The organism is Streptomyces sp. NPDC003034, from assembly GCF_053591375.1.
This window is the reverse complement of record NZ_JBSFTS010000031.1, coordinates 13,880-39,491: the sequence shown is the minus strand read 5'-3', so window position 1 is coordinate 39,491 and position 25,612 is coordinate 13,880. Positions and strand designations below refer to the sequence as shown.

Genomic DNA, 25,612 nt, shown 5'->3' with positions numbered 1-25,612 from the left:
CGGCGGTTCATCACGGATGAACCGCCGGGGCAGAATTTCTGTGAGGGCTGCGGGGGTTTCTCAGCGGGCGGAGGCCAGTTGGGTCGCGGCCAGCTCGCGATAGAGTTCGTTCCTCTCCAGCAGCTCCCGGTGCGGACCGTGGTCGCCCACCCGGCCGTCGTCGAAGAGGATCAGCTGGTCGGCGGACGTCACGGTGGAGAGCCGGTGCGCGATCAGCAGGACCGTGCAGTTCTCGGCCGCCTGCTCGACGGTCTTGCGCATCGCCAGCTCGCTGAGGCCGTCGAGGTGTGCCGTGACCTCGTCCAGCAGCAGCACCTGCGGTTCCCGGAGCAACGCCCGTGCGATGGCCAACCGTTGGCGCTCGCCGCCGGATAGGGCGACACCGCGCGAGCCCACTTCGGTGTCGAGCCCGTCCGGGAGTCCCGCGACGAACTCGTCGAGCAGGGTCTTGCGCAGCACCTCGGCCACGGCCTCGTCGGTGGCGTCGGGCGCCGAGTAGAGAAGATTCTCGCGGAGGGTTCCCGCGAGAATCGGGGAATCCTGTTCGACGTAGGCGATACGGCGCCGGAGGTCGGCCCGGCTCAGGGAGCGGATGTCGGTCCCGTCGAGACGGATGCTGCCGCCGTCCATGTCGTAGAAGCGCTGGATCAGAGAGAACACCGTGGTCTTTCCCGATCCGGAGGAACCGACGATCGCGGTGACTGCGCCGGCCGGCGCGGTGAAACTGGTCCCCTTCAGGGTAGGCGTACGGCCCTGGTAAGCGAACTCCAGGTTGTCCACCACGACTTCCGGCGGCGGACCGGTGGGGCGGGCCGGCGTCACGTCCACGTCGTCCTCGGTCTCCATCTGCCGGACCTCCTCGATGCGGGCGAGTGCGCCGAGGCCCTGCTGGAGGGCGGTGGTCCCGGAGACCAGCGAGAGGATGGGACCGCCCAGGTTGAACAGGTAGAGCAGGAAGCCGATCAGCGCAGCGAGGTTCAGAGCGCCCGTGGCGACCAGCGCCCCGCCGAACCCGATCACCGCGAGGAAGGACGCCTGGACGACCAGCCCGGCGAGCACCGCGATCATCGCCTGGTAGCGGGCACCCGCCAGGCCGGCGCGGTACGCCTGCTCGGCGGCGGCGCCGGCGCGTTCGGTCTCCTTGGCCTCGCCGCCGTTCGCCTTGACCGTACGGGCGGCGCCGAGTGCGCGGTCCAGGGCGGCGCCGATCTCACCGACGGACTCCTGCGCCTGGGTGGTGACCTTGCGGATCCGCGGCAGGACCACGCCCATGGCGACGCCGACCACCAGCAGGACCACCGAGGTGATGCCGAGCAGGGGCAGGCTGGTGACGCCCATCAGCACGACGGTGGCCAGGAGGTGGATCGAGCCGTCGACGATCTGGATGAGTCCGCCGGTCGCGGCATGCTGCACCAGGGTGCTGTCGGACGTCACCCGGGTGGTCAGGCCGCCCGGTTCGATGCGGTCCAGCTCGCTGGTGCGCAGCCGGATCAGCCGGGCGATGAGTCCGCGGCGTACGTGGAGGACCACGCGCTCGGCCGTGCGCTCGCTCAGCCATGCCTGCCCCCACATGAGGGCTATGGACGTGAGGAGCAGGCCTACCAGCAGCAGGAGTTGGTCGCGCAGGCCGTCCCCGGTCATCAGATCGGTCAGGACCGACTGGACGACCATCGGCTGGGCGAGACCGGCGGCGCTGCCGAGCAAGGTCAGCAGCAGCACCAGCAGAAGAACACCGCGGTGCGGCCGCGCGTATGAGAGCAGCGCGCGCAGCGCGGGCCGCTCAGCCTTGGGCTGTTCTACGTCAGAAGTGTTCACACACGTATTTCTAATCCTCTTCCCGCATGGGCGGAATTGGCACTTGCGGCAATGCCATTGCCTGGAGCGGAGTTGGCGGTCTGGGCAATGCCGCATGTGGCAATGGTGCGGTCCCCCGGCGGAAGGTCACTATCGATCTGTCCCCGGCGGACACCGGCCGCCAGACCGGCGGCCCGGGCATTTCATCCGCGCAAGCTGAAGGAGCTTCCCATGCAGAACGTCAACGAGAAGGACCTGTTCGACGGCTACACCGCCTACACCTCGGCGGAGGAGCTCGGCCTGCACGACGGCAACGCCGCCGCTCCGGCCTTCAGCCCCACCATCCCGTGGGCGATCCAGGCCGGCATCATCTCCGCCCGCTCCTCGCAGGCCTGCGCCGCCGCCCTCGGCTCGCTCGCCGCTCGGACCGTCGAGAGCAAGTGCTGATCACCCCGTGACCATCGGGGACCGGCCGGCCCAGGACGCACGGCGTCCACGGTGGCCGGCCGGCCCCGGCACGGACTCGGCACAGCACCACAGCACCACCGGCCGCCTCGGCTATACCGCATTCACCAAGCGAAGTAGGGATCACCATGCAGAACGTCAACGAGAAGGACCTGTTCGACGGCTACACCGCCTACACCTCGGCGGAGGAGCTCGGCCTGCACGACGGCAACGCCGCCGCTCCGGCCTTCAGCCCCACCATCCCGTGGGCGATCCAGGCCGGCATCATTTCCGCCCGCTCCTCGCAGGCCTGCGCCGCCGCCCTCGGCTCGCTCGCCGCTCGGACCGTCGAGAGCAAGTGCTGATCACCCCGTGACCATCGGGGACCGGCCGGCCCAGGACGCACGGCGTCCACGGTGCCCGGCCGGCCCCCGGGCATCGCGTGGATCCCGCATCCGTCCGCACCAGAAACACCCGAGAGGAGGAGTCATGGACGTTCCGGCCAACGGATTCAGGCGGGTGCTCGTCGTCGGAACCGGGGCACTCGGGGTGGCTTTCCTGCCCTTCTGGATCAACTGGTTGAGGAATTCGCTCCCCCAGACGGAGATACGCGTCGCGCTGACCCGCTCAGCCCTGCGGTTCGTCTCCGCGGACGCGGTCGCCGTGCTTTCCGGCAAGGAGGTCTTCATCGACGACTGGAGTGAATTCTCCGGAGTCGACGTGCCGCATGTCGAGCTGGCGCGATGGGCCGATCTCGTCCTGGTACACCCGGCCACGCTGCATTTCGTCGGCCGGTACGCCCTCGGCATCACCGATACTCCTCTACTGCTCGCCCTCCAGTCCACCGCGGCCGTCGTGGGCGTCGCCCCCTCCCTGCCGCCCGCGGCCCACAGGGGTCCCGTCGTACAGGGGCACCTGGACGTACTGCGGGCTCGGCCAGGCGTGGTCGTCGCGCCGACGATCCCCTCCGTCAGCGCGAGTACCGGAGAGCTGGAGGACGGCGGCTCCGCGCCGCTCAACGAGCTGTACGACCTCTGCGTCGCCCACTTCACCGGCAGGAAGGGTGCCAAGCCATGACCGCGGGCACCCCGCCGGTCCCGATTCCCGCGGACCTGCACCGCCTTGAGCTGGTCAGGGAGTACGGGACGGGACTGCAGACCACCCGCGTCCACCGAGCGCAGGACGGCGGATTCCTCTGGTGGCAGGGGCCCGGCGCGCAGGTCGAGCGCCCGCTCACCGCGCCCGCGGCCCACCTGGTCCCCCATCTGTCCGCGGAGACCGGCGCCGCGCTGCTGACCGTCCCGGAGCAGGCCGGTGACGGCCTCCTGCACCGGGTGGCCGGAACGGCCTCCGCCGCCGCCTGGCTAAGGGACTTCCGTCCCCAGGCCCGTGCGCTCGTGGCCCACTCGCTGGCTTCGGCGGCACACGCCCTGCGCGCGCTGCACGCGGTACCCGTACCCGACGAGGTCCCGCTCGGTGCCCCGCCGGGACTGACGCGGCTGCGTGCCTGGGCGTACGGGAGCAGTGAGCTGAAGGACCGGACCCTCGCGATCTGGGGCGAGGGCCGGATGGACCGGCTGCTCGGCTGGGCCACCGACCTCGCGCCGGGCACCGCCCGGGGAGCACCCGGGCCCCGCACCCGGTCGCTGGTCCACGGCTGGGCCTCGCTCGGCGCCCTGATACCGCCCCTGAGCCGGGGCAGGGTGGCGCTGCTGACCGGGGAGGACCTCGCCGCCGGATGCCCCGAGCTGGACCTGGGTTGGCTGCTCGGCGAGCTCGTCGAGCTGGCCTGGGCGGCGCCGCCGCACGACTCCACGGATCTGCGGCGGGTGCTGCTGGAGGCCTACGGGCCCGGCCCGGACCCGGTGCTCATCGGACGGTCCGCCGTCCTCCGGGTCGTCACACACATGCAGGACTTCGCCGTCTACCGGGGGTGGGACGACGAACTCCTGGGCTACATCGCCTTTACCGCCGAGTTGATCGACGAGGAGGGCCGCGGAGCGGTCCCCCAGGGAGTGTCATGACTACAGCGACCTCGACCGAGCAGCAGCCCGCGCTGCTGCGGTACCAGCCCACCGAACTGGACTCCGCTCCCGAGGTGACCGAGCTGCTGCAACAGCTCGGTCTCGGCAGCTTCGTACCGGACGGACTCACCGCGTTCGGCGGGCGCAATGACAACTGGGCGGGTACGACGACCAGCGGCGACCAGGTCTTCGTGAAGACCGTCGTCCGCGCGCCCGACGGCAGCAGCCGCGAGCTCGACCGCACGCTGGCGTACGAGGATCTCGTCGGGCGGCTTCCCGCGGACTCCGCGCTCCGCTCCCCCGCCCACCTCGGCACGCACCGGGCGGCCGCACTGAGCGCCTACCGGCTGCTGTCCGGCGCCCGCTCCGGGTCCGAAGTCGCCCTGGACGGTGACTTCGACGAGGCGCTGTGCCGTGCGGCGGGCCGTGCCGTGGCCACCTTGCACGGGCTGGACACGAGCGGCACCGACGTCGATGCCGGCGAGGCGCCGCTGCCGCCGCTGGGCTGGCTGGAGGCCTTCCCGTGGAGCGCGGTCCAGGAACGCAGCATGGCGCAGATCGCCGCCTGGAAGCTGGTCCAGGACGACGCCGAGGTCGTCTCCGCGCTGCGGCTGCTGCGCGACCGGGAGAAGGCCGCGCCGCGCACCCCCGCCCACTGCGATCTGCGCTTCGACCAGTTCATCCACCACGAGGGAACGCTCTACCTCTGCGACTGGGAGGAGTTCAGGATCGCCGACCCGGCGCGCGACGTCGGCGCCTTCATCGGCGAATGGCTCTTCCAGGCGACGTACTCCGTGTTCGCCCCGACCGGTGACCCGGGCGCGCCCGCGCTGGGCTTGGACCTCACCCACGAGGAGATCGTCGAGCGCGGCTCGGCCAGTCTGCGCCGCCACATCCCCCGCGTCGCCGCCTTCTGGCAGGGCTATCTCGAATGCCGCGTACCCGACGCGGGCCTGGCCGAGCGGGCCGTCGGCTTCGCGGGCTGGCACATGTACGACCGGCTGATCGCCACGGCCCAGGCCCACGCCATCCTCAATCCCGTCGCCCGTGCGGCGGCCGGCATCGGACGCGTACTGCTGCTCAACCCATCCGGAGCCGTCTCCACGCTGCGGCTCGAAGCGCCTTCCGGGAGCTCCTGATGACCCTCACCGACACACTGATCCTGGCCCCGAGGCTGGCGTCCGCCCTCGACCTGGTCTCCGTACGGGGCGACGCCCTCCAGGCCACTGTCGACGGGCGCGAGATCACCGCGGACAGCCCCCGTGACCTGCGCGGGCGCCTCACCAACGCGTTGTACGAGGAGTTCCACGCGGGGAACGGCGCTCAGCGGCGGGACCCCTCCGGCGCGCCCCGGCGCAGTCTGCGCGACGTACATCTGGAGGAGCGGCTGGCGGCGGGCGTCCCACACGCCTGGACACCCACGCCGGGCCGGCTGATCGAGGTACTGCACCGGCCCGGCGGCGACCAGCTCGTCGTACGCCTGCCGGACATCACCGTCCGGGTGCCCGCCGACCGGCTCCTCGACCCCGGGGCGCGACTCCGGCCGGGGGACATCGTGGAACTGGCACTGGAGGCGGCGCGGCCCGCCCTGTCACCCGGTTTCTTCTACGTCATGGGGTCGCGCCCGCTGCCCCGCCCGGCGGGGGCCATCCGCCGGCTCTTCCTGCACGCCCTGGACGCGGACGGCGCGGCGGCATTGTGGGCGGCCGCCCTGGCGGCCCTGGAGCGGATCGGCGCGCTGTACCACGCGAAGGCCCTGTCCGACCCGGACGACTTCCCGCGCCGGGACGGCCTGGTCGTCTATCTTCACGGCGATCACGAGCCGGGTGAGCGCGCCGTGGTCGAGGCGGTGCGGGGCCTGTCCGGGACGGGTGCGGACACCTCGCTGTTCACCGAGCGCCTCGCGCCGGGCGTGGCGGCCGCTTGGGATCCGCAGGACCCGCGGCCGGGCCAGAGCAGCATGAGCTTCGGGCAGCACCGCAGCTTCGCGCTGGCCACGGCCCTGGTCGACCACGCGTCGGCGGCCGGCGGATGGCAGGCGGGCTCGCCGAGGGGCCCCCTGGAAGAGCACATCGCCCGGGAATTCCGGGCGGCGGGGATCGACCCGCTGCACCCCGAGAACAACATCTCCACGACGGAGGGGAACTGACATGAGCGACACGACGACGATGGACGCGACCAGCCTCGGCACGGCCATCACGACGGCCTACAGCGATGCCATCGCCGAGGTGTACGACGACATCTACCCCGGCAGCTCCGAAATCGCCGAGTACCTGCTGACCCTGACCAAGCCGGGCGCGAGCGTCCTGGAAATCGGCGTGGGAACCGGGCGCGTGGCCCTGCCCCTCGCCGACCAGGGCTTCCAGGTCCACGGGGTGGACACCTCCGAGGGCATGCTCGCCCGGCTCGCCGAGAAGGACCCGGAAGGCCGCATCACCCCGGTGCTCGGCGACCTCGCCTCCCTCGATCTGGGGCGGACCTTCGATGTGGTGCTGGCGCCTTTCAACGTGCTGTGCTGCGCGATGGCGATCGACGAGCAGATCGCTCTGATGCACGCGGTGGCCCGGCACACGGCGGCGGACGGTCATGTGGTGATCGAGACGTTCGATCCGAGCGACTATCACGTACAGCGCAAGAGCGAGATCACCACGCGCCCGATCGGTACCCGCGGTGTCGTGATCGAGTCGCTGGACGTGCTCCCCGCGTCGCAGAACATGCTGCTGAACAGCACCCTCTTCCTGGAGGGCGCCGCCCCCAAGTCCTCCTCGACGGTCATGCGTTACCTGTGGCCGAGCGAGCTGGACCTGCTGGCCGCGATCGCCCGCCTGGAACTGGTCGGCCGCTACTCCGGCTGGCAGGAGCAGCCCTTTGACGGCGGTGACAGCCGCAAGATGTGCGTCTCCGTCTTCCGGCCGCTGGCATGAGTCCATACGCCGGCCGACTGCCGAACGGCCTCAGGCTGTCGGTGGAACCGCTGCCGGGTCACGGGAGCGGCCTCGTCTCGGTCGCGCTGACGGTGGCGGTGGGCGGCGACGACGACCCGGCGGGGCAGCACGGCATGGCCCATCTGGTCGAGCACCTGATGTTCCCGCGCAGGGGCGGGGACGACGGTCTGGACAGCCACGTCGCCCGGGTCGAGGGCGCGGGCGGAGTCTGCAACGCGGAGACACACCGCGACCACACCGTCTTCCACACCACCGTGCCGACCGGGATGCTGCCGGACGTCCTGGAGTGGGAGGCGCGGCGGCTGCTCACCTTCGCTCCCGAGGAGGCCGTGCTCCGAACGGAGACCGGCGTGATCGCCGAGGAGATCCGGGGCGCGGCCACCGGTGGCCGGTTCTGGGAGACAGCTCTGGAGGCGCTCCACCCCGGCAGCCGTGACAGCTTCGGTACGCCGGAGGAGCTGGCCGGTGTCACCGCCGCCGACGCGACGGCCTTCTTTCGCCGCCACTACCGGGCGGGTGCGCTGGTGCTGTCGGTGGCGGGGGACGTGGACGCGGACCGGGTGGCGGCCTCGGTGGACTCGTTCTTCGCACCACTACCGGCCGGCACTGTGTCGGCCGACGAACGGGTCGCCGCACCGCATCCGGCGCCCGTTCCCGCTCCCGCTTCGGCTCCCGCTTCGGCATCCACATCCGCATCCACGTCGACCGCGATCCGGACGGCACCGCTGACCTCCCCCGTCAGCGGTGTCGCCATGGGATACCCCCTGCCCGACCCGGTGTCCCGCCGGAGCGCCTACCTGGCCCAGGTCGTACTGGCCGAGGCGCTCAGCCGGAACCGGCTGCCTCGGCACACCCGGCGCGACTCCCGCCTCACCTCCGCCCGGATCACCTGCGGCTACCACGGGCAGTGGCTCGCGTCGGCCGCGCCCGATCTGGCACTGGTACTCCTGGCCCGGGCGCCCGGAGTATCCGCCGCCGAGGCGGTCGACAGCTGGCTGGAGGTCTTGCGCGACGCGGCCGAACGCCCGGCGGGCGCGGACGAGCACCAGCGGGCGGTCAACGCGCTGCTCCTCGCCTGTCACCGCAACGCGGACTCCCTCACCGCCCGCAGCGTCACCCATGGGCGCACGGCACTGCTCTTTCCCGGCAGTGGCGGTCTCTCCGCGCTTCCCGGTGACCTGGCCCGGGTGACCCCGGACGACGTATCCGCCGCAGCCCGCTTCCTGCTGTCCGGGCCCTGCTCGGTGACCGAACTGGGGGAGAACCGGTGAACCGGAAAACCACCGACACGATCCTCGGCAACGGCCTGCGGGTCGTCATCGTCCACGCGCCGGGCGCGCCGCTAGCCGAGCTGCGTCTGGTCCTGCCGTACGCCCGTACTGCGCCTCACCTGACCCCCGCTCGGGAGCTGCTCGCCGGGTGCCTCGGCACCGGCACCACCGTCGGCGACGGCAGCCGCCAGGACATCGCCGACCGGGCGGCCGACCTGGGCGCCGAACTAAGCACCGTCGTCACCGCCGAGTCACTGGTCATGGCGACGAGCGTGCTGTCCGCCGGGCTGCCCGGCGCGCTGGAACTCCTCGCCGACCTGCTGCTGCGCCCGGCCTACCGAGAGCGCGAACTCGCCCTCGTCCAGCTGCGCGCGGCCGCCGTTCCCCGCATCCCGGGCCCCCGGCAGAGGCTGCGGCGGGCTCTGCTGAGCCATGCCTTCGGCAGCCACCCGCTCGTGGACCCGCCGGTCGGACAGAGCGAGCTGGGCACCGGCGACCTGTACGACCTGCACGCACGGGCCGTCGTACCGCAGGGCTCGGTTCTTCTGGTCATGACCTGTGACTCGCCCGACGACGTCACGGCCCTGGTCCAGAAGCGGCTGGCGGACTGGACGGGCGGCCCGTCGGGGCTGGTCCTGCCGCGCTTCGTACGCCGCACGCCGCTCCCCGGCCGGATCACGGTCCCCGCCGGGCCCATACCCGCGGGCGCCGCCGGTCAGGCTCTCGTGCTCACGGCCGGCCCCGCCGTCCCCGCCACCGACCCGGCTCACGCCCCGCTGCACCTCGCCCAGTTGGCCCTCGGCGGGTACGCGTCCTCGCTGCTGGCCCGCCGGGTCCGGGACCGGCACGGGCTCGCGTACGCGACATCCGCGGAGATCCGCGGCAACCGGGCGGGCGACTGGCTGGAGATCCAGTGTGCCGGGGCGCCCGGCACGGCGGACCGGATCGCTCAGGAGATCACCGACTGCCTGCGGGAACTCGCCACAGACGGCCCCACCCCGCAGGAGCTCGACCGGGCCCGCGCCTACGCGACCGGGTTCACGCGGTTCGCACTCGTCACACGGACCGAGGAGGCGAGCGCGCTGGCCGGCTTCGCGGCGGCCGGGCTTCCCCTGGACTGGCTGGCGACGTACCGCCGCGCCCTCGCCGAGGTGACGCACGCACATGTCGCAGAGGCGGCAGCGCGATACCTCCACCCGTCCCGAACCCTGATCGCGACCCTCGACGACGAAAGCGACCGGTAGATCCTGTGAACGCGACGCACCCGGCCGATCCCGCCCCGCACACCCCGGCGGTCCTCTACCCCCTCCAGCCCGACCACCCCGAACTCGTCGCCCCCTTTGCCTCCCTGGTACAGCGCAGCAGCGCCCGCAGGCTGTGGATGTGCCAGTCCTTCAAGGCGGAGACGCACCAGGTTCTGGCACATCTCGCGGGTATGGGCCATACCGTTCCGGTCGGCACGAGCGTGACACTGCTGCCGCTGCGCCACCCCTACGAGGCCGCGCTCCAGGCCCGCTCGCTCGCGCTCATCACCGGTCAGCCGGTAGTGGCAGGCTTCGGAATCGGCAACCCGGACTTCGTGGCGGGTCTCACCGGCAGCCCATTCGCCAGCCCGCGTACCGCGGTCCGTGACTACCTTTCCTCCGTACGCTCCCTCCTCGACGGCGAGACGGTCCGCCACGAGGGCCCGTACCACTACATGCACGGCAGCCTCCTGCCGTTGGACCACGCGCCGCGGGTCGAGGTCGGCGCCGGGGTGCTGCGCCCCGGCATGGCGCGGACCGCCGGGGAGGTCGCCGATGTGGCCGTCACCTGGATGACCCCGCCGTCCTACATCGCGGGGACGCTCCGGCCTGCCCTGCTCCAAGGCGCGCAGGGGCGCGGCGTCCAGCCGAGGATCGCCACCGCCGTCCATGTCGCGGTCGTACGCCCGGGAAGGGATCCCCGCCGCCTCGCCCTGGCCGCGGCGGGCCGGCATCTGAAAGCCCCGCATTACGCCGACATGCTGAGCAAGGCCGGCGTCGCCGTGGACGCGCACGACCCCGTCGGAACGGCCGACGCGCTGCTGGGCGAGCAGGTCGTCGTCGCCGGCACCCCGGAGGAGATCGCCGAGGCTCTCGACGGCTACCGCCGCGCAGGGGTGGACGAGGTGATGCTCAATCCCTCGGGCGTCCTGCTGACCGAAGGCGTGCACGCGGCAGTCGCCGACATGGAGGAGATCCTCGCCGCCTCCGACAGGATGCTGCCGCGCCGCGGCAGCATCCTGCGGGCTGAGCGGCGCCAGGCGGCGAACCCCAACTGCTTTGCTGAGCCGTGCGGATAGAGCATTTCGCTTCCATCGTCCGACAGCCCGAGCAGGAAGAAGAGTCGTGAACAGCAGGGAACACCCGCACCGCGCGGACAGCGCCAGCGTCGCCTTGTCGGGCATCAGCAAGAGATTCGGCGACCACCAGGCGCTGGAGGACGTCTCCTTCGAGCTGAGGCCGGGAAAGGTCACCGGCCTGCTCGGCTGCAACGGCGCCGGCAAGAGCACCCTGCTGCGGATTTTGCTGGGCCTGGCCCGCCCGGACAGCGGCACCGCGCTCGTCCTGGGCACGGAGCCCGGTAGGGCGCCGGAGGGAGCCCGGCGGATCGGCGTCGTCATGGACGCCATCGGCTTCCCTCCGCGCATGACCGTACGGCGGCAGCTGGAGATATCCGCCCGCTCACTCGGTCTGCCCGCATCCCGCATCGACGAGGTGCTCGCGCAGGTGGGTCTGGAGGGCGGCGCGGCCCGCAAGCGGATCCGCACCCTCTCCACCGGCATGCGGCAGCGCCTGGCGCTGGCCGTCGCCCTCCTCCCGGACCCTGAGCTCCTCATCCTCGACGAGCCGCTGAACGGACTCGATCCGGACGGCATCCGCTGGATGCGCCGGCTGGTCGAGCAGGTCGCCTCCGAGGGCAGGACCGTGCTCGTCGCAAGCCACATGCTCTCGGAGGTCGAGCAGAGCGTGGACGACATCGTCGTACTGCGTCGCTCGGTCCTGTTCACCGGATCCCTGCAGGACCTGGTCCGACGGGGCAACGGCCGCTTGGAGGACGCGTACTTCGGGCTGGTCGAAGGTGCTGTCGACAGCCCCTTCAGGGGCTCCCTTTCCCACCGGGAGGCTTCTCGTGCGTAACCCGATACAACGTCACATTGCTACCGAGACGCTCAAGGCCAGCTCCGGCGCTGCCCTTCCCGGGCTGCTCCTGGTCGCGCTGGCGCTCGTCGCGCTCGGCCAGCTCGGTGCGGTCCACGCCGAAGCCGAGCTCCACGCGACCGCGGTGGAGACCTCCCACCGGGTCATCAAGCTCGCGGGCTCCGCGGCCCTGTTCGCCACAATCTTCGGCGCGCTGCTGGTGACGGGTGAATTCAAATCGGGATCGATCGGCCGCAGCGTGCTGTACGCCCCTGGGCGCGGCGCCGTCGTCGGCGCGAAGCTGCTGGTAGCAGGCCTGGTGGGGCTGCTCTTCGGCGTGATCTCGGTGCTGTGCTCGCTGGCGATCGGAGCTGCCGCGTTCTCGGCCAAGGAGGCGTCGCTGGTCCTGGACGGGCGCAGTTGGCAGAGCGCGGCCGCGGTCGTCACGGTCTGCGCTCTGGCAGGTACGTGGGGTGCGGCCGTCGGATTCGTCGTGCGCAGCCAACTGATCGCGGTCATCGGCCTGGTGGTGTGGGGGACGTTCGGCCAGCTGATGGTGCTGGGCCAGTTCCCGAAGGTGGGCCGTTTCCTTCCGGACGGAGCGCAGCTGAGCGTGCTGGGTGACCGTCTGACCTTCCCGAGCGCGCTGGATGCACCGTACGGGCTGCTGGTCCTGGTCGCTTGGGGCGCGGCGCTGGCGCTGCTGGCGCATCGGCTCTTCGCCCGTCGCGATGTGTGACGTTGCGATGCCGCCCTCACGAGCGCTTCGTTCGGGGCGGAGGGTCACGCGTACTGCATCGCTGTACCGGGCGGCACGCCAAGCTGACACCCGCACGACCGGGCATCCTCCCCACCGGCATCACCCTGACCTCACACGAGACTCCGTGCCATAACGTGCCAGTAGGGCGGTAAGCAGCGGTCGGCAAGAGGGCCGCCGAAGCCATAACGAAGGCCCAGGTCAGTGACCTGGGTCTTCGCCGTTGTCCAGCCCTATTCGGGGGTCCCGCATCAGTTGCGCACCACAGCGGCGGCGACTCGGTCCGCCCTCACTCCACCGCGGGCGGAGACAGGAACGCGTACACGGCCTCGCCGTCTGCCCGCGCACCCTCGTCAGCCAGTTGATGCCAGGTGCCATGCCGCGGGTCGTGCAGAGCTTTCACGAAAGAGCTTCTTACGGTAGCCCTTGTCGAGTCGATCTCTGAGGTGCAGTGGATTGGCAGGCAACGAGAGCAAGAACGCCAGATCCCGGTAGTGCCGCTCCCGGCGCGAGGGGACGCGCTCTACTACCGCGCGCTGACGTACGCGACCTGCTGGAAGAGGCGGCCGCGGTAGCCAGTGCCGCCTCGGCGGGAGAGCCGACCACGGCCGAAACCGCGGAAGCGGGCCTGGCGGCGGCGCAGGAGGCGGTGTCCATCGTGCCGCCTGTCGTGCGGCCCGGGGCGCTGACAGACTGGCCGTCGATCCGCCGAAGGAGCCCGCCGTGTCAGTGATCCACCAGTTGCGCCGAGCCGTCCGCCGTACCTACCGGCGCACCGTGGACCTCAGTCACCCGGCCCGCTCACCGCTCGGCACCGCGGTCGTCGACTGCGTCGCCTACGTCGACGGCGTACGGCAGGCGGACGACCGCTCGATCGAGGACATGCTGCGGCGCGTCCGCAAGGCGGGCGACGGGTTCGTCTGGATCGGTCTGCACGAGCCGGAGGAGAAGGAACTCGCGGGGCTGGCCGCGTTGTTCGGTCTGCACCCGCTGGCGGTGGAAGACGCCGTCCACGCCCATCAGCGCCCGAAGGTGGAGCCGTACGACGACGTGCTGTTCGCGGTGTTCAAGACCGTCCGCTACGTCGAGCACGCGGAGCTCACCGCCACCAGTGAGGTGGTCGACACCGGCGAGCTGATGGCCTTCATCGGGCCCGACTTCGTGATCACCATCCGTCACGGTGGGCACGGTTCGCTCGGACCGCTGCGCGAGGCCCTGGAGGCCGTGCCCGAACAGCTGGCCAAGGGGCCGTCGGCCGTCCTGCACGCCATAGCGGACCACGTGGTCGACGACTACCTCGCCGTCGCGGAGGCCGTACAGGACGACATCGAGGCCATCGAGACCGCCGTCTTCTCCCCCCACTCCGGTCGCGGCGACGCCGGCCGGATCTACCAGCTCAAGCGCGAGCTCCTGGAACTCAAGAGGGCCGTGGCGCCGCTGAGCCGGCCCGTGCAGCAGCTCGCCTCCCAGCCCATGCCGCTCATCGGCTCCGACGTCCGCGCCTACTTCCGGGACGTGGCCGACCACCTGGCGCGGGTCACCGAGCAGGTCACGTCCTTCGACGCCCTGCTCGACTCGATCCTCCAGGCCCACCTCGCACAGGTGACGGTCGCCCAGAACGAGGACATGCGCAAGATCACCGCATGGGCCGCGATCATCGCCGTACCGACCATGGTCTGCGGGGTCTACGGCATGAACTTCGACCACATGCCCGAGCTGCGGTGGACCTACGGCTATCCGCTGGTCCTCAGTGTCATCGCCGTCACCTGTCTGACCATCCACCGGGGCTTTCGCCGCAACGGCTGGCTCTGACACGCCACCGGCGCGCCGCACCCCGGTCCGCTGCCCCCGGTCCGCTGTCCGCTGTCCGCTGTCCGCCTGGCGCATCCCGCGTGGTCGCCGGGTGTCGATGGCCCCCGCAGCGGCGGGGAGGGGGGCAGGGAGGGTCCGCCGTCAGCGAACCGGATGGGGGGCAGCGGATCGCGGTGGTTGGGTGGCGGGATGGAGATCTTGATTCTGGGTGGGACGGCATGGGTGGGCCGGGAGCTGGCACGGCAGGCGATCGGGCGCGGTCACCGGGTCACGTGCCTCGCTCGCGGCGAAGCCGGGGAGGTCGCGGACGGGGCGACGCTGGTGGCCGCCGACCGGCGCGATCCTTCGGCGTACGCACCACTGCTCGGCCGCGCCTGGGACGCGGTCATCGAGGTGTCATGGCAGCCGGGCTTCGTTCGCGAGGCGCTCGCCGCGCTGGGTGACACGGCCGGGCACTGGATCTACGTGTCCTCCGTCAGCGCCTACGCCTCACATGACGTCCCGGACGCGGACGAGTCGGCGGCGCTCCTTGCCCCGGCTGACCGGCCCGAGGTCGACCGATCCTTGTACGGCGAGGCGAAGGTCGCCTGCGAGCAGGCGGCGACGGCCGCCGTGGGCGGCCGCCTGCTCATCGCACGCGCCGGCCTCATTGGGGGCCCCGGCGACCACAGCGGACGCTCCGGCTACTGGGTGGCCCGCGCCGCCCGCGATCCGCACGGGCCGATGCTCGTACCCGACGCACCGGCCATGCCGACCCAGGCGGTCGACGTGCGGGACCTCTCCGCATGGCTGCTCGACGCGGCGGAGGCGGGGACCGTCGGCACGTACGACGCCGTCGGCCCGGTCGTCCCCTTCGGCGAGTGGATCGGGCTGTGCCGGGCCGTCGGCGGGCACACCGGCCCGGTGGTCACCGCCGACTCCGTCTGGCTGCTGGCGAACGGCGTGGCCGAGTACATGGGCACCGAGTCGCTGCCCCTGTGGCTGGTCGACCCGGGCTGGCACGCCTTGTCGGCCCGGAGCGGGGCCGCGGCGCGCGCCGCGGGTCTGCGCCATCGGCCCCGGGCGGAGCTGCTGGCCGACACGCTCGCCTGGGAACGCGAGCAAGGCCTGGACCGGGTGAGGCGTGCGGGCCTCAGCGCCGGGCGCGAGCGCGCACTCCTCGACGCGCTGGGCTGACGCGCACGGCTCGATGCGCAGGGCCGAATCGAACGAACCTCCCCCGCCCGCGGCGCCGCGCGCGGGCGCATCAGGTGGCGCGGCGTTGTTCGTGGCTGCCCTGCCGGAGGTGCTCGGTGTGCTGGGCGAGCGCATCGACGCGGTCCGCGAGGTCCGGGTGGGCGGCCGCCAGGTGCGGGCGGGTCGCGGTCAGGGGGCCTACGAGGCTCGCCGCGTCATCGGCGGCGAGAGCCCGGTCGAGGTGGCCGATGGGGGTGCGGGCGGCGGCCGGGAGGTCGGTGAGGGCGGTGATCTGACCGGCGAGCCGACGCAGATCCGCGGCGTTCTCACGGGCCCACGCCATGACGGTGCGGTCGGCGGCCCGCACGTCCCGGGTGGCCTGCACGCGCTGCTCACCGGTGGTTCCCGCCGCCCCCGGACGCAGACGCAGGTACCGCCGCTCGGCGGCCTGGCGGCTGGCGACGCCGAGCGGGTGGGCGAGCTCGGCCCAGCTGGCACCGGCGTCGCGGGCGGTCTCGATGAGGCCGCTCTCCCAGCCGGCGAGCTGCTCGCGGACCTGGCGCAGCAGCAGCAGTGACGCGAGGGCCTGCGCGGGATCGGCGGCGGAAGGCGGCGGCCCGCCGTCCTGGGCATGGTCGGCGGCGAAAGGCGGCGGAGCGCCGTCCTGCGTGGTGTGCGCCGCCCGCAGGGCCTCGTCGATGGCGTCCAGGGCCGCGGCTGCGGCCAGGAAGGAAACCGCGCCCCGGTCAGCGCCGCGCTCGGCGTCGCGCTGAGCGCCGCGGGACGGGGTCGGCCGGTCGGCTGGGGTCACGGTGGCTCCTCTGGTTCGTGTCATCCGCGTGTCATGACACGTGTCATCCGCTTGTTGTTCCGCATGGTCGTCGCGCGCCATCCGCTTGTCATCCGTAAGATGACACCGTGCTTGTCATCGTTTCGATGACATGTTACAAGAGGAGCACGTGAAAGCGCATGGGCAGTTCCCGCCCGAACCGACTGGAGGTGTTTCGCGATGCTGATGCGCACTGACCCCTTCCGTGAGATGGACCGGCTCGTCCAGCAGCTGTCGGGTACGTCCGGCACCTGGTCGAAGCCGTCCGCGATGGCGATGGACGCGTACCGCGAGGGCGACGCGTACGTCATCGCCCTGGACATCCCCGGCGTCACGCCGGACGCGATCGACATCGACGTCGAGCGCAACATGCTGACCGTGAAGGCCGAACGCCGGCCGGCCGCCACGGGCGACGTGCAGGTGGAGCTCTCCGAGCGGCCCCTCGGCGTCTTCTCCCGCCAGGTCATGCTGGCCGACACCCTCGACACCGAGCACATCGAGGCGAACTACGAAGCGGGTGTCCTGACCCTGCGCATCCCGATCGCCGAGCGCGCCAAGCCGCGCAAGATCGCCATCGCCGGCACCGACGGCCGCAAGCAGATCAACAGCTGACCGACACCTTCACGAGAAAGGCCTCGCAGCACCATGTTCGACCAGCCTCGACCGGACCGGTCCCCCTCGGCCATGACGTTCGACCAGATGCTGGAACGCGTGCGGTACGAGGGCGCCTACTCCACGCGAGAGCGCGCGGAGAAGGTCGTCCGCAGCGTGCTCGCCGCACTCGGCCGACAGGTGACGGGCGAGGAGCGCGTGGCCCTCGCACAGCGTCTGCCCGTCGAGGCCGCCCTCGCCTTCACCGCCCAGATCCCCGACACGGAGCGGCTCACCGGCTGGGGATTCGTGAAGGACCTCGCCACGCGCACCGGCGGATCACCGGCCACGGCACGCTGGGACGCCGGCGCGGTCCTCGCCGTCGTGGCCTCGCTCGCCGGGCCCGATCTGCTCGCCCGCATCCTCCAGCAGCTCCCCGGCGGCTACGCGCTGCTCTTCGGCCAGGCCCAGCTCCAGGTCCAGCCGCAGACGCCGCAGCAGCAGCCGCAGCCGCAGCCGCAGGCGCCGACTCAGCTGCGGACTCAGGCGCAGCCGCAGGCGCGGGAACACGCGGCGGCCTAGGCCGCCGCGTAGAAACCGGAGCGTTCGAGGCGGATTGCCTCACCGTCGAACACGAAGAAATCTATGCCCGCGAGAGTAGACATTGGCTGATCGCGTGGCTATGGTTTCTCTCGTAGCCAAGGTTGAAGGGCCCGGCAGAGACGAACTGCCGGGCAGCAGTACCAGCAGTTCGCAGGTCGGTACGGTGGTGGAGTTTCGAAGCCAGGGATGTTGCACGACGGCGACGGGACTGGCGACCGTACCGGGTGGCCCGCAGTGATCAGGGGCCGCCACCAGCATCACCGCAGTACCAGCAGTACCAGCAGTATCAGTTTGGCAAGTGGTCGATCCAGAGGAAGAACGGAGGAAGCAGACGCCATCAGGATCGCCCGGGCGAGAAGTAGCAGCCCGGGTACCGCAAGACCCCGGAATGGAAGGTGGTCCCCGGTCACGCATTCGCGATCCCCGCGCTCCCGTCCTACTTCAGGGCGATGCCGCGGAAACAGAAGGTCGGCGCAGCATTAAGGCCGACGGATGGTGTTGAATTTCCTTCGGGGCCTTGGTGCCGTACGGCACCAAGGCCCCTCGACGCGTTCCCGAGAAGAGGTGCAGATGACAGCGGATAATTCGCTCGGCGGCCGATTGGACGACGATGACTACCCCGCCTACACGATGGGCCGGGCCGCCGAGTTGCTCGGCACCACCCCCGGCTTCCTCCGCGCCATCGGAGAAGCCCGTCTGATCACTCCGCTCCGGTCCGAGGGCGGGCACCGCCGCTACTCGCGCTACCAGCTGCGCATCGCCGCCCGCGCCCGGGAACTGGTCGACCAGGGCACCCCGGTCGAGGCCGCTTGCCGCATCGTCATTCTTGAGGACCAGCTCGAAGAGGCTCAGCGGATCAACGCCGAGTTCCGCCGCGCCGGCTCGGCCCCGCAGGAGAGCTCGCACTGAGCCGGCGCCGCCCTGCGCGGTGATGCCGTACCCATGGCCGGCCGTACCCGTGTTCCCGGTACCCGTCAGCCCGTACGCCCCGCACCAGGTGCGCCCGTACGCCCATACTCCGCACCCGCCACCCCCGGGCCGCCCGCAGCCGCCCGATCGGTCCGTCCCGCCATGGCCGGGAGGCGGGTACAGCACCCGTTCGTGCCGGCCGTCCGCCTCCCGTACCTGACGGCTGTCCGTTCGGAGCCCGGGACAAACCCCGTGGCTCGGCAGCCCCTCCCACCCCCCTGCGGCGCCCCTGCGGCGCCCCTGCGGCGCCCCTGCGGGACGGCCCGCGCGCCGGTTTGCCGCGCGGGTCGGCGGGCAGCCGCTGGGTGGAAACGCGCGGCCAAAGGGAGGTCGAGATGAACGCCCCGGAACGCGACAGCAGTAAGTCCGGCCCCGAGCTGGACGACGTGCGCAAGAAAGAGGTCGAGGGCCAGGTCCGCTCCGGCCACCCGACGCGCGCCGAGGAGTGGCACGACCCGGAGCCGCCCGTCGACGCACCCCCGTACGGGGGGAAGCGCCGGGACCGGCTCACCAAGCCGGCCGAGCGGGCGGCCCGGGCTGAGGGAACGCTCGTCGAAGGCGAAGAAGGGGAGCAGCCGCGCTGACGCAGCCGTACCGGCACCCGTGCACCCGCCTGCATTCCGTCCCGATCTGAATTCCGTCCCGACCCGTCACAGATGGGGGACATCATGGAACTCGGCTTCCTCAAGCCTCTCTTCACCAAACCCGGCCCCTGGGCCTCGGTCTACATCGACACCACGCGGGCGACCGAGGACGCGCAGCGCGTGCAGAAGCTTCGCGAGCGTTCGGTCGCCTCCCAGCTCATCGAGGCGGGTGCCGACCCGTACGTCGTGCGGGCGGTCATGGACACGCTGGCCCACGAGCCGGTCTCAGGGGCTCCTCCCGGCCGGGCGCTGTTCGCCGCCGGCGGCGAGGTCGTGCTCGACATCCCGCTCTCGGTGAGCCCCCCCACCGTCGAGGCCACCTGGTCGATCCTGCCGCACATCGCCCCCCTCGCGCGGCTGCGGGGCGACGAACCGAGCTGCCTGGTCGCCTACATCGACCGTACGGGGGCCGACCTGGAGCTGCGCGACGCCCACCGCCGCGAAGCCGTGGGGCAGGCGCAGGGCAAGGAGTGGCAGGGGCGCGGACACCGCAGCATCCCCGCCGACCGGTACGAGTGGCACTACCGCAACAAGGTCGAGAACACCTGGAACGAGACGGCGGACATCATCGCCTCCGAGCTCGCCCGCCGGTGGCCGGAGAGCGGCGCCGACCTGGTGGTCCTGGCAGGCGACCCGCGCGAGCGCAGGGCCGTCTACAACCGGCTGCCGGAGCCCGTCCAGGCCGTCACCGTCGAAGTCGAGAACGGCAGCAGGTCCGCGGGCGCCTCGCAGAACCTCCTCGACCAGCAGATCGCCCAGGCGCGCGAGAAGTACGCCCGCGACCGGCTCGAAAGCGCCCTGGAGCGCTTCCGTACCGGCCGGGGCAGACCTGGTGAACACCGCGAGTCGACCGTCGACACCGGACCGGGCGAAGCCGCCGAGGGAATGCCGGCCGTCGTGGACGCCGCACGCAACCACCAGGTGGCCACCCTGCTGCTGTCACCGAACGCGTCCGACGCGGGCCGCGAGGTGTGGATCGGCCCCGGCGTCGACCAGGTCGCCGTGCAGCGCGGTCAGGCGCAGGCGATGGGCATCGCCAAGCCCGAGCGGGCGCGCGCGGACGACGCGCTGCTGCGGGCCGCCGCGGCGACCGGTGGCGAGGTCCTCATCGTTCCCGAAGGGATGCCCGGCCCGGCGGGCGGACTGGGGGCGGTGCTGCGCTGGACCATGTGAGCCGCTGACCTACGCCTCCCCGCCCACCGGGATCGACAGCGGTACCGGGTACACGGTGCCGTCGTACGAGGCCGCCAGGAAGCGGTCCGACTCCGGCACGTAGTGGAGGCTGGAGATGCCCGCGGTCGTCGGCTTGTCCACGTACGGCCAGGTCCCGGTGCGGAGGTCGTAGACGGCGACCATGCCCCCGTAGGAGCCGGTGGCCACCAGGGTCCCGTCGGCCGAGGCGGCGACGCACTTGACGGAATGGTCGTGCGGGGTGGGCACGGCCGTCGCCGAGTCCCCGTCCCAGAGCCGCAGCAGCAGGTCCCGGCTGACGCTGGCGAACCGGCCGCCGGGCAGTGGAGCGCAGCCGTTGGCGATGCGGGTGTGCGCCTCCTCGACGCGCGCGGTCTCCAGGAGGGTGCGCGTGCTGAACCAGCTGGCGGAGGCGTCCGCGCACACCGCGAAGATCGTGCCGTCGGAGACGGCCAGCCCCTTCACCGCGTTGGCGAGGAGCGGGAGCGTGGCCACGTGTTCCACCGCCCCGTCCTCCCGTACGGCGAAGACGAGGCCCTCGCCCGTGTAGGCGCCGACGACCACGTGCGGTACCCCGTCCCGCTCGAAGGCCGCGGCGCAGTTCAGCGGGGAGCGGTGCTGGTGGATCGTCTCGCCGGTGTCGGCGTCGAAGACGCGGCCCAGCTGGCCCCCGGTGAGGACCCGGCCGCCGACCGGGACCAGGAAGTTGCACAGGCTGTCGGGGCGCCCCGCGGCCGCCCCGTCGACGTGGACGACGCCCGCGTCGCCGACCGTGTACGTACGCCCGTCGGGGAGGGTGGTGACGGCGTTGACGCAGCGCGTGCCTTCCACGCGGTCCAGGTCCCACCTCCCCGAGACCGTGTCGTACGTGGCGTACGTGGAGCCGAAGGTGGCGAAGGCGAGGGTGCGGTCGTCCAGGAAGGCGCAGGAGCGGGCCCAGATCTCGGCCGGGAACTCTGCGGTGTGCAGCGGGCGCAGTCCGTCGGTGGTGTCCCAGATCCGCAGCGAGCGGTCGTAGCTGAGGCTGACCAGGGCGCCCGTGGCGGGGTTGAGGACGAGCCGCTTGATGCCGGCGTCGTGCGCCGGGAAGTGCTCGGCCACGCCGTTCTCGATACGGATGACGGCGCCGTCGTCGTTGCCGGCCCAGACGACCCCGCCGCGCGTGATGGCGATGGTGTCCGTCTCGACGCCGCCCAGGTCGATGTCGTCCGTCATCTCACCGGTGGCGAGCGACCACCGCTTGATCGTCCCGTCGTCACTGGAGGAGATCAGCTCGCCGGTCGCGGGCAGCCACACGACGGAGATCACATCGGCGGTGTGGCCCTCGAAGCGGCGGACCACGGCGCCGGAGAAGTCGAAGACCCGGACCGTGTGATCGCGGGAGGCGGTGGCGACCAGCTCCTGCTCCGGGTGGAAGACGGACATCTCCACGTCGTCCTTGTGGTCCGCGAGGACGGTACGCAGTCTCAGGTCGGGGAGCGACCACAGGCGGGCGGTGTAGTCGCTGGACGAGGTGACGAGCAGGGATCCGTCCGGGCTGAAGGCGACCTGGTTGACGAGGTGGTCGTGCAGGCCGCGGGCCAGCGGCGCATGCCGGGCCGCGTCCCAGAGGATGACCTGGTTGTCGTAGCCGGCGGTGGCCACGTAACGGTCACCGAAGGTGGCCACCCCACTGATCGGGCCCTGATGCTTGATCACGCGACTTCTCCTTGCGGTCGATGGTGTGCGGTGTGTCGGGTGCGGCGGGACGCGCGTCAAGCACCCGCCGGGCCGGGCGGGTACTCCCGCGCATCATCACGACGTGCTCAGGAGTGGCGCGGACCGGCCACCGCGAATTCCGGCGCCCCGAATTCCCCGGGGCCACGGCCGGAGACGGCCGGTGCGGTGGCGAGAGCGGCGCTGTCCACCAACTGCCTGCGCGAGGTTCCCGACACGAGCACGTTTCCGGCCACGCTCCGGCTCCCTTCCGTCCGTCGGCCTCGCGCTTCTCGGGCGGGCGGCCTGGTGATGGCGTCAGATTGCCGCCGCCGGACGGTGGCCGGTTACCGACGCATTCATGCTTGATCAAGTCGGGTCGGTGGCGGTGCGCTGCCAAGAGCCGGGTGAGCAGCCCTTTCCATTTGAATCCTGCCTAATTCCTGGAGAAAATCTGTCATGATGAGAGTAGACATTTACTCCCATCAGGGTTAGCGTCTCTGGGGTGACCTCTGAGAAGTCCCCGCTCGCCGACAGCCTCGATGACGACGACTACCCCGCCTACACGATGGGCCGGGCCGCCGAGATGCTCGGCACCACCCCCGCCTTCCTCCGCGCCATCGGCGAGGCCCGCCTCATCACGCCGCTGCGCTCCGCGGGCGGCCACCGCCGCTACTCCCGCTACCAGCTGCGGATCGCCGCCCGTGCCCGCGAGCTCGTCGACGCCGGCACCTCCCTGGACGCGGCCTGCCGCATCATCGCCCTGGAGGACCAGCTCGAAGAGGCCCTGCGCCTGAACGAGGAGATGAGCCGTCGGCAGGACCGCCGGCAGGAGGGCTCCTGAGGGGCCGGGCCAGCATTCATATGACATACGGACACGTATATCTGTTACTGCAAGTGCAGAATTAGTGCGAGGCTCCAGGAGATTTCGCGACACGCCCCGCCGGGTCGAGAAGACCTCCCCGCCCGTCCGGCCCTCCTGTGCTACTGTGATGTCAGTTGCAGTTGTGGTTCCCAAAAACTTACAAGTGCTCTCACCCGTTTTCTTGGTGGGCGCACTTTTTATTTGCCGGTGCATTTTCCGGTCGGGGCAATCATCGCGGCGACTCCGGATCCGCACAGTGCGGATCCAGGCATTGCCCCAAAAGGAGAATTCATATGGCATCTGGCACCGTGAAGTGGTTCAACGCGGAAAAGGGTTTTGGCTTCATCGAGCAGGAGGGTGGCGGCGCTGACGTGTTCGCCCACTACTCGAACATCGCCTCCTCTGGCTTCCGTGAGCTTCAGGAAGGCCAGAAGGTTACCTTCGACGTCACGCAGGGCCAGAAGGGCCCGCAGGCCGAGAACATCGTTCCCGCCTAATCGCTGACGCGTAAACGCAGCTGGGGCCCGCACCTTGGGGTGCGGGCCCCAGCTCGTTGCATTTCCTGCGCTCCCCGCCCACGCCCGTCGCTTCCGACGGTCGCGCGTGAGCGCAGCGGCGGGTGACGGCGCCAGCCGCCGGCCCGCTTCATCGTCCGGCCGGGCGTACTGCGCCTCGCCCCCTGCCCGCACCGCGTCCGCAGCCGTTTCCGGCTCTTCGGCGCACCGCGCGGCGCACTCTCCATGGCAAGCCGACCGGTATTCCGGCACGGCTCTGCCTCTCTGCCTTCGGCTCGTTCTCGCGAATCCCCCTGCGGCCGCATCCGTACCGCGACGGGAATTCCTCGATACGTGCCGCATCGAGGAAGGTTCCGCATGAACCGCACCACTCGCTCGAATGACCGCAACTCCCGCACCCGTACGGGCGCCTCCGGCGGCTCCGGCGGCTACGGCTCCAGCCGCGGCAGCCGGTTCGGCTCTTCGTCCTCGGCCCCGAGCCGTTCCGGTAACCCCGGCCGCTCCGGTGCCCCGGCCCGCTCGGGTGGCTACGGCCGTCGGCCGGCCGCGCTGCAGGGCGAATTCGCCCTCCCCGAGACGATCACTCCCGCGCTGCCCGCGGTCGAGGCGTTCGCCGATCTGGACATGCCCGCGCCGCTGCTCGCCACGCTGGGCACCGAGGGCGTCAGCGTGCCCTTCCCGATCCAGGGCGCGACGCTGCCCAACTCCCTCGCGGGCCGCGATGTCCTGGGCCGCGGACGCACCGGCTCCGGCAAGACCCTCGCCTTCGGCCTGGCCCTGCTGGCCCGCACCGCCGGCCAGCGCGCCGAAGCCAGGCAGCCGCTGGCCCTGGTCCTGGTCCCCACCCGCGAACTGGCCGTCCAGGTCACCGACGCGCTGACCCCCTACGCCCGCGCGCTGAAGCTGCGCATGGCCACCGTCGTCGGCGGTATGCCGATCGGCCGGCAGGCCAGCGCGCTGCGCGGCGGCGCCGAGGTCGTCGTCGCCACCCCCGGACGCCTCAAGGACCTCATCGAACGCGGCGACTGCCGGCTGAACCAGGTCGGCATCACCGTCCTGGACGAAGCCGACCAGATGGCCGACATGGGCTTCATGCCGCAGGTCACCGCCCTGCTCGACCAGGTGCGCCCGGAAGGCCAGCGGATGCTGTTCTCCGCGACCCTGGACCGCAACGTCGACCTGCTGGTCCGCCGCTACCTGACCGACCCGGTCGTCCACTCCGTGGACCCCTCGGCCGGCGCGGTCACCACGATGGAGCACCACGTGCTCCACGTGCACAGCACCGACAAGCATGCGGCCACCACCGAGATCGCCGCCCGCGACGGCCGGGTGATCATGTTCCTGGACACCAAGCACGCGGTCGACCAGCTCACCACGCACCTGCTCAACAGCGGCGTCCGGGCCGCGGCCCTGCACGGCGGCAAGTCCCAGCCCCAGCGCAACCGCACCCTGACCCAGTTCAAGACCGGGCACGTGACGGTGCTGGTGGCCACCAATGTCGCCGCACGCGGCATCCACGTCGACAACCTCGACCTCGTCGTCAACGTCGACCCGCCGAGCGACCACAAGGACTACCTCCACCGCGGCGGGCGCACCGCGCGCGCCGGCGAGTCCGGCAGCGTCGTGACCCTGGTCATGCCCGGCCAGCGCCGCGACATGGTCCGCCTCATGGCCGCGGCCGGCATCGTCCCGCAGACCACCCAGGTCCGCTCCGGCGAAGAGGCCCTGAACCGCATCACCGGCGCCCAGGCCCCCTCGGGCGTCCCGGTCACCATCACGGCGCCCGTCTCCGACCGGCCCAAGCGCAGCAACAACTCCACCCGCGGACGGCGCAGCCGCCCCGCCCAGGAGCGCCGTCGTTCCATGGGCATGGCCGCCTGACCGAACCGGACGGCCGTCCCCCGCGGCTCGTGAGCCGCGGGGGACGGCCGGCGCCGCGTTCGCGCCGCTCGCGCCGTTCGCGCCGTTCTTCGAGGGTCTTTTCTTCCCGCCTTCCCCTCCCAGTCTGTGAGGCATCATGCGCTTCGTCATCGCCCGATACCCCTTCGACCTCGAAAAGACCGAGGTGGAGCAGAAGATGAAGGGGATCAAGGCCGAGCCCATCACGGGAGCGTCCGTGATCATCAGCCGTCGCTCCTACCCCGTCAAGCAGGTCGGGGAGGTCATCACTCGGCAGGACCGCCGCGACTTCACGGCCGCCGAGGTCACCCGGGCCCTCTCGCGCCTCGGTTTCACCTGCCGCGACCTCGCGGCGCCCGCACCGGCGACGCCCCTCACGCCGCTGCAGACGGCCTCCGCCCTCCTGGGATCGCCGACCGGCGCCTGA

At 71.5% G+C, this 25,612-nt stretch carries 27 protein-coding genes; 23 read left to right on the top strand and 4 right to left on the bottom strand.

Annotated features, from left to right (window positions below):
• Window positions 1–60 precede the first annotated feature (60 nt).
• Window positions 61–1,815 (bottom strand): ABC transporter ATP-binding protein, encoded by a 1,755-nt coding sequence (locus ACWDX7_RS24920; protein WP_451492530.1) that lies wholly within the window; start codon window positions 1,813–1,815, stop codon window positions 61–63.
• Between the two features lie 210 nt (window positions 1,816–2,025).
• Between ACWDX7_RS24920 and lxmA (ACWDX7_RS24915) the strand changes: the two genes are divergently transcribed.
• The 14 genes from lxmA (ACWDX7_RS24915) (at window position 2,026) to ACWDX7_RS24850 (ending at window position 15,384) form a co-directional block, all read left to right on the top strand.
• On the top strand, window positions 2,026–2,241 hold the full coding sequence (gene lxmA, locus ACWDX7_RS24915; protein ID WP_326588960.1) for a lexapeptide family class V lantibiotic: 216 nt from the start codon (window positions 2,026–2,028) through the stop codon (window positions 2,239–2,241).
• Window positions 2,242–2,387: 146 nt separating this feature from the next.
• Window positions 2,388–2,603, top strand: a complete 216-nt coding sequence (gene lxmA, locus ACWDX7_RS24910) for a lexapeptide family class V lantibiotic (RefSeq protein ID WP_326588960.1) — start codon at window positions 2,388–2,390, stop codon at window positions 2,601–2,603.
• Window positions 2,604–2,727: 124 nt separating this feature from the next.
• Entirely contained in the window at window positions 2,728–3,315 is a 588-nt protein-coding gene (lxmD, locus tag ACWDX7_RS24905; RefSeq protein ID WP_451492529.1) for a peptide terminal cysteine decarboxylase LxmD, read from the top strand.
• Window positions 3,312–4,262: a hypothetical protein gene (locus tag ACWDX7_RS24900; RefSeq protein WP_451492528.1), complete on the top strand. Its 951-nt coding sequence runs from the start codon at window positions 3,312–3,314 to the stop codon at window positions 4,260–4,262. The genes lxmD and ACWDX7_RS24900 overlap by 4 nt, the downstream gene beginning before the upstream one ends.
• On the top strand, window positions 4,259–5,401 hold the full coding sequence (gene lxmK, locus ACWDX7_RS24895) for a class V lanthionine synthetase subunit LxmK (protein ID WP_451492527.1): 1,143 nt from the start codon (window positions 4,259–4,261) through the stop codon (window positions 5,399–5,401). Before ACWDX7_RS24900 ends, lxmK begins: the two co-directional genes overlap by 4 nt.
• Window positions 5,401–6,411 (top strand): T3SS effector HopA1 family protein, encoded by a 1,011-nt coding sequence (locus tag ACWDX7_RS24890; protein ID WP_451492526.1) that lies wholly within the window; start codon window positions 5,401–5,403, stop codon window positions 6,409–6,411. The genes lxmK and ACWDX7_RS24890 overlap by 1 nt, the downstream gene beginning before the upstream one ends.
• A gap of 1 nt (window position 6,412) precedes the next feature.
• On the top strand, window positions 6,413–7,186 hold the full coding sequence (locus tag ACWDX7_RS24885) for a class I SAM-dependent methyltransferase (protein ID WP_451492525.1): 774 nt from the start codon (window positions 6,413–6,415) through the stop codon (window positions 7,184–7,186).
• The gene (locus ACWDX7_RS24880; protein WP_451492524.1) at window positions 7,183–8,478 is read left to right on the top strand and encodes a M16 family metallopeptidase; all 1,296 of its coding nucleotides are present in this window, start codon (window positions 7,183–7,185) and stop codon (window positions 8,476–8,478) included. The genes ACWDX7_RS24885 and ACWDX7_RS24880 overlap by 4 nt, the downstream gene beginning before the upstream one ends.
• On the top strand, window positions 8,475–9,722 hold the full coding sequence (locus ACWDX7_RS24875; RefSeq protein WP_451492523.1) for a M16 family metallopeptidase: 1,248 nt from the start codon (window positions 8,475–8,477) through the stop codon (window positions 9,720–9,722). Before ACWDX7_RS24880 ends, ACWDX7_RS24875 begins: the two co-directional genes overlap by 4 nt.
• A 5-nt stretch (window positions 9,723–9,727) precedes the next feature.
• Window positions 9,728–10,801 (top strand): F420-dependent peptide dehydroalanine reductase LxmJ, encoded by a 1,074-nt coding sequence (gene lxmJ, locus ACWDX7_RS24870; protein WP_451492522.1) that lies wholly within the window; start codon window positions 9,728–9,730, stop codon window positions 10,799–10,801.
• Window positions 10,802–10,847: 46 nt separating this feature from the next.
• Entirely contained in the window at window positions 10,848–11,639 is a 792-nt protein-coding gene (locus ACWDX7_RS24865; RefSeq protein WP_451492521.1) for an ABC transporter ATP-binding protein, read from the top strand.
• Window positions 11,632–12,378: an ABC transporter permease gene (locus ACWDX7_RS24860; protein WP_451492520.1), complete on the top strand. Its 747-nt coding sequence runs from the start codon at window positions 11,632–11,634 to the stop codon at window positions 12,376–12,378. Before ACWDX7_RS24865 ends, ACWDX7_RS24860 begins: the two co-directional genes overlap by 8 nt.
• A 747-nt stretch (window positions 12,379–13,125) precedes the next feature.
• Window positions 13,126–14,208: a magnesium/cobalt transporter CorA gene (corA, locus tag ACWDX7_RS24855; RefSeq protein ID WP_451492559.1), complete on the top strand. Its 1,083-nt coding sequence runs from the start codon at window positions 13,126–13,128 to the stop codon at window positions 14,206–14,208.
• 189 nt (window positions 14,209–14,397) lie between these two features.
• Entirely contained in the window at window positions 14,398–15,384 is a 987-nt protein-coding gene (locus tag ACWDX7_RS24850; RefSeq protein WP_451492519.1) for an NAD-dependent epimerase/dehydratase family protein, read from the top strand.
• 70 nt (window positions 15,385–15,454) lie between these two features.
• On the opposite strand, the gene ACWDX7_RS24845 is transcribed toward ACWDX7_RS24850, so the two are convergent.
• Entirely contained in the window at window positions 15,455–16,195 is a 741-nt protein-coding gene (locus ACWDX7_RS24845; protein WP_451492518.1) for a type III effector protein, read from the bottom strand.
• A 198-nt stretch (window positions 16,196–16,393) separates the two neighbouring features.
• Here ACWDX7_RS24845 and ACWDX7_RS24840 point away from each other — a divergent pair, with 198 nt between their 5' ends.
• The 5 genes from ACWDX7_RS24840 to ACWDX7_RS24820 all read left to right on the top strand — a co-directional run bounded on the left by ACWDX7_RS24840 (window position 16,394) and on the right by ACWDX7_RS24820 (window position 20,193).
• Window positions 16,394–16,825 carry an Hsp20/alpha crystallin family protein gene (locus tag ACWDX7_RS24840; RefSeq protein ID WP_451492517.1) on the top strand — a complete coding sequence of 144 codons (432 nt, stop codon included), beginning with the start codon at window positions 16,394–16,396 and terminating at the stop codon, window positions 16,823–16,825.
• Between the two features lie 33 nt (window positions 16,826–16,858).
• The gene (locus ACWDX7_RS24835) at window positions 16,859–17,386 is read left to right on the top strand and encodes a DUF2267 domain-containing protein (protein WP_451492516.1); all 528 of its coding nucleotides are present in this window, start codon (window positions 16,859–16,861) and stop codon (window positions 17,384–17,386) included.
• Window positions 17,387–17,977: 591 nt separating this feature from the next.
• The gene (locus ACWDX7_RS24830; protein ID WP_451492515.1) at window positions 17,978–18,316 is read left to right on the top strand and encodes a MerR family transcriptional regulator; all 339 of its coding nucleotides are present in this window, start codon (window positions 17,978–17,980) and stop codon (window positions 18,314–18,316) included.
• Between the two features lie 395 nt (window positions 18,317–18,711).
• Window positions 18,712–18,960 (top strand): hypothetical protein, encoded by a 249-nt coding sequence (locus ACWDX7_RS24825; RefSeq protein ID WP_451492514.1) that lies wholly within the window; start codon window positions 18,712–18,714, stop codon window positions 18,958–18,960.
• A 72-nt stretch (window positions 18,961–19,032) separates the two neighbouring features.
• A complete protein-coding gene (locus ACWDX7_RS24820) occupies window positions 19,033–20,193 on the top strand; it encodes a baeRF2 domain-containing protein (protein ID WP_451492513.1) in 1,161 nt (386 codons plus the stop codon).
• A 9-nt stretch (window positions 20,194–20,202) separates the two neighbouring features.
• Here ACWDX7_RS24820 and ACWDX7_RS24815 read toward each other — a convergent pair whose 3' ends face one another.
• Together ACWDX7_RS24815 and ACWDX7_RS24810 are read right to left on the bottom strand one after the other, a co-directional pair.
• Complete coding sequence (locus ACWDX7_RS24815) at window positions 20,203–21,909, bottom strand: WD40 repeat domain-containing protein (protein WP_451492512.1); 1,707 nt, start codon at window positions 21,907–21,909, stop codon at window positions 20,203–20,205.
• A gap of 107 nt (window positions 21,910–22,016) precedes the next feature.
• Window positions 22,017–22,163: a hypothetical protein gene (locus tag ACWDX7_RS24810; RefSeq protein ID WP_451492511.1), complete on the bottom strand. Its 147-nt coding sequence runs from the start codon at window positions 22,161–22,163 to the stop codon at window positions 22,017–22,019.
• Window positions 22,164–22,474: 311 nt separating this feature from the next.
• Here ACWDX7_RS24810 and ACWDX7_RS24805 point away from each other — a divergent pair, with 311 nt between their 5' ends.
• The 4 genes from ACWDX7_RS24805 to ACWDX7_RS24790 all read left to right on the top strand — a co-directional run bounded on the left by ACWDX7_RS24805 (window position 22,475) and on the right by ACWDX7_RS24790 (window position 25,612).
• Window positions 22,475–22,750: a helix-turn-helix domain-containing protein gene (locus ACWDX7_RS24805; protein ID WP_451492558.1), complete on the top strand. Its 276-nt coding sequence runs from the start codon at window positions 22,475–22,477 to the stop codon at window positions 22,748–22,750.
• Between the two features lie 314 nt (window positions 22,751–23,064).
• On the top strand, window positions 23,065–23,268 hold the full coding sequence (locus ACWDX7_RS24800) for a cold-shock protein (protein ID WP_030011983.1): 204 nt from the start codon (window positions 23,065–23,067) through the stop codon (window positions 23,266–23,268).
• A gap of 375 nt (window positions 23,269–23,643) precedes the next feature.
• Window positions 23,644–25,167 carry a DEAD/DEAH box helicase gene (locus ACWDX7_RS24795; protein WP_451492510.1) on the top strand — a complete coding sequence of 508 codons (1,524 nt, stop codon included), beginning with the start codon at window positions 23,644–23,646 and terminating at the stop codon, window positions 25,165–25,167.
• Between the two features lie 136 nt (window positions 25,168–25,303).
• The gene (locus ACWDX7_RS24790) at window positions 25,304–25,612 is read left to right on the top strand and encodes an SCO5918 family protein (protein WP_451492509.1); all 309 of its coding nucleotides are present in this window, start codon (window positions 25,304–25,306) and stop codon (window positions 25,610–25,612) included.

Coding starts and splice junctions, on each gene's coding strand:
- lxmA (WP_326588960.1), top strand. CDS start 2,026: ATGCAGAACGTCAACGAGAAGGACCTGTTCGACGGCTACACCGCCTAC.
- lxmA (WP_326588960.1), top strand. CDS start 2,388: ATGCAGAACGTCAACGAGAAGGACCTGTTCGACGGCTACACCGCCTAC.
- lxmD (WP_451492529.1), top strand. CDS start 2,728: ATGGACGTTCCGGCCAACGGATTCAGGCGGGTGCTCGTCGTCGGAACC.
- ACWDX7_RS24900 (WP_451492528.1), top strand. CDS start 3,312: ATGACCGCGGGCACCCCGCCGGTCCCGATTCCCGCGGACCTGCACCGC.
- lxmK (WP_451492527.1), top strand. CDS start 4,259: ATGACTACAGCGACCTCGACCGAGCAGCAGCCCGCGCTGCTGCGGTAC.
- ACWDX7_RS24890 (WP_451492526.1), top strand. CDS start 5,401: ATGACCCTCACCGACACACTGATCCTGGCCCCGAGGCTGGCGTCCGCC.
- ACWDX7_RS24885 (WP_451492525.1), top strand. CDS start 6,413: ATGAGCGACACGACGACGATGGACGCGACCAGCCTCGGCACGGCCATC.
- ACWDX7_RS24880 (WP_451492524.1), top strand. CDS start 7,183: ATGAGTCCATACGCCGGCCGACTGCCGAACGGCCTCAGGCTGTCGGTG.
- ACWDX7_RS24850 (WP_451492519.1), top strand. CDS start 14,398: ATGGAGATCTTGATTCTGGGTGGGACGGCATGGGTGGGCCGGGAGCTG.
- ACWDX7_RS24840 (WP_451492517.1), top strand. CDS start 16,394: ATGCTGATGCGCACTGACCCCTTCCGTGAGATGGACCGGCTCGTCCAG.
- ACWDX7_RS24835 (WP_451492516.1), top strand. CDS start 16,859: ATGTTCGACCAGCCTCGACCGGACCGGTCCCCCTCGGCCATGACGTTC.
- ACWDX7_RS24830 (WP_451492515.1), top strand. CDS start 17,978: ATGACAGCGGATAATTCGCTCGGCGGCCGATTGGACGACGATGACTAC.
- ACWDX7_RS24825 (WP_451492514.1), top strand. CDS start 18,712: ATGAACGCCCCGGAACGCGACAGCAGTAAGTCCGGCCCCGAGCTGGAC.
- ACWDX7_RS24820 (WP_451492513.1), top strand. CDS start 19,033: ATGGGGGACATCATGGAACTCGGCTTCCTCAAGCCTCTCTTCACCAAA.
- ACWDX7_RS24805 (WP_451492558.1), top strand. CDS start 22,475: ATGGGCCGGGCCGCCGAGATGCTCGGCACCACCCCCGCCTTCCTCCGC.
- ACWDX7_RS24800 (WP_030011983.1), top strand. CDS start 23,065: ATGGCATCTGGCACCGTGAAGTGGTTCAACGCGGAAAAGGGTTTTGGC.
- ACWDX7_RS24795 (WP_451492510.1), top strand. CDS start 23,644: ATGAACCGCACCACTCGCTCGAATGACCGCAACTCCCGCACCCGTACG.
- ACWDX7_RS24790 (WP_451492509.1), top strand. CDS start 25,304: ATGCGCTTCGTCATCGCCCGATACCCCTTCGACCTCGAAAAGACCGAG.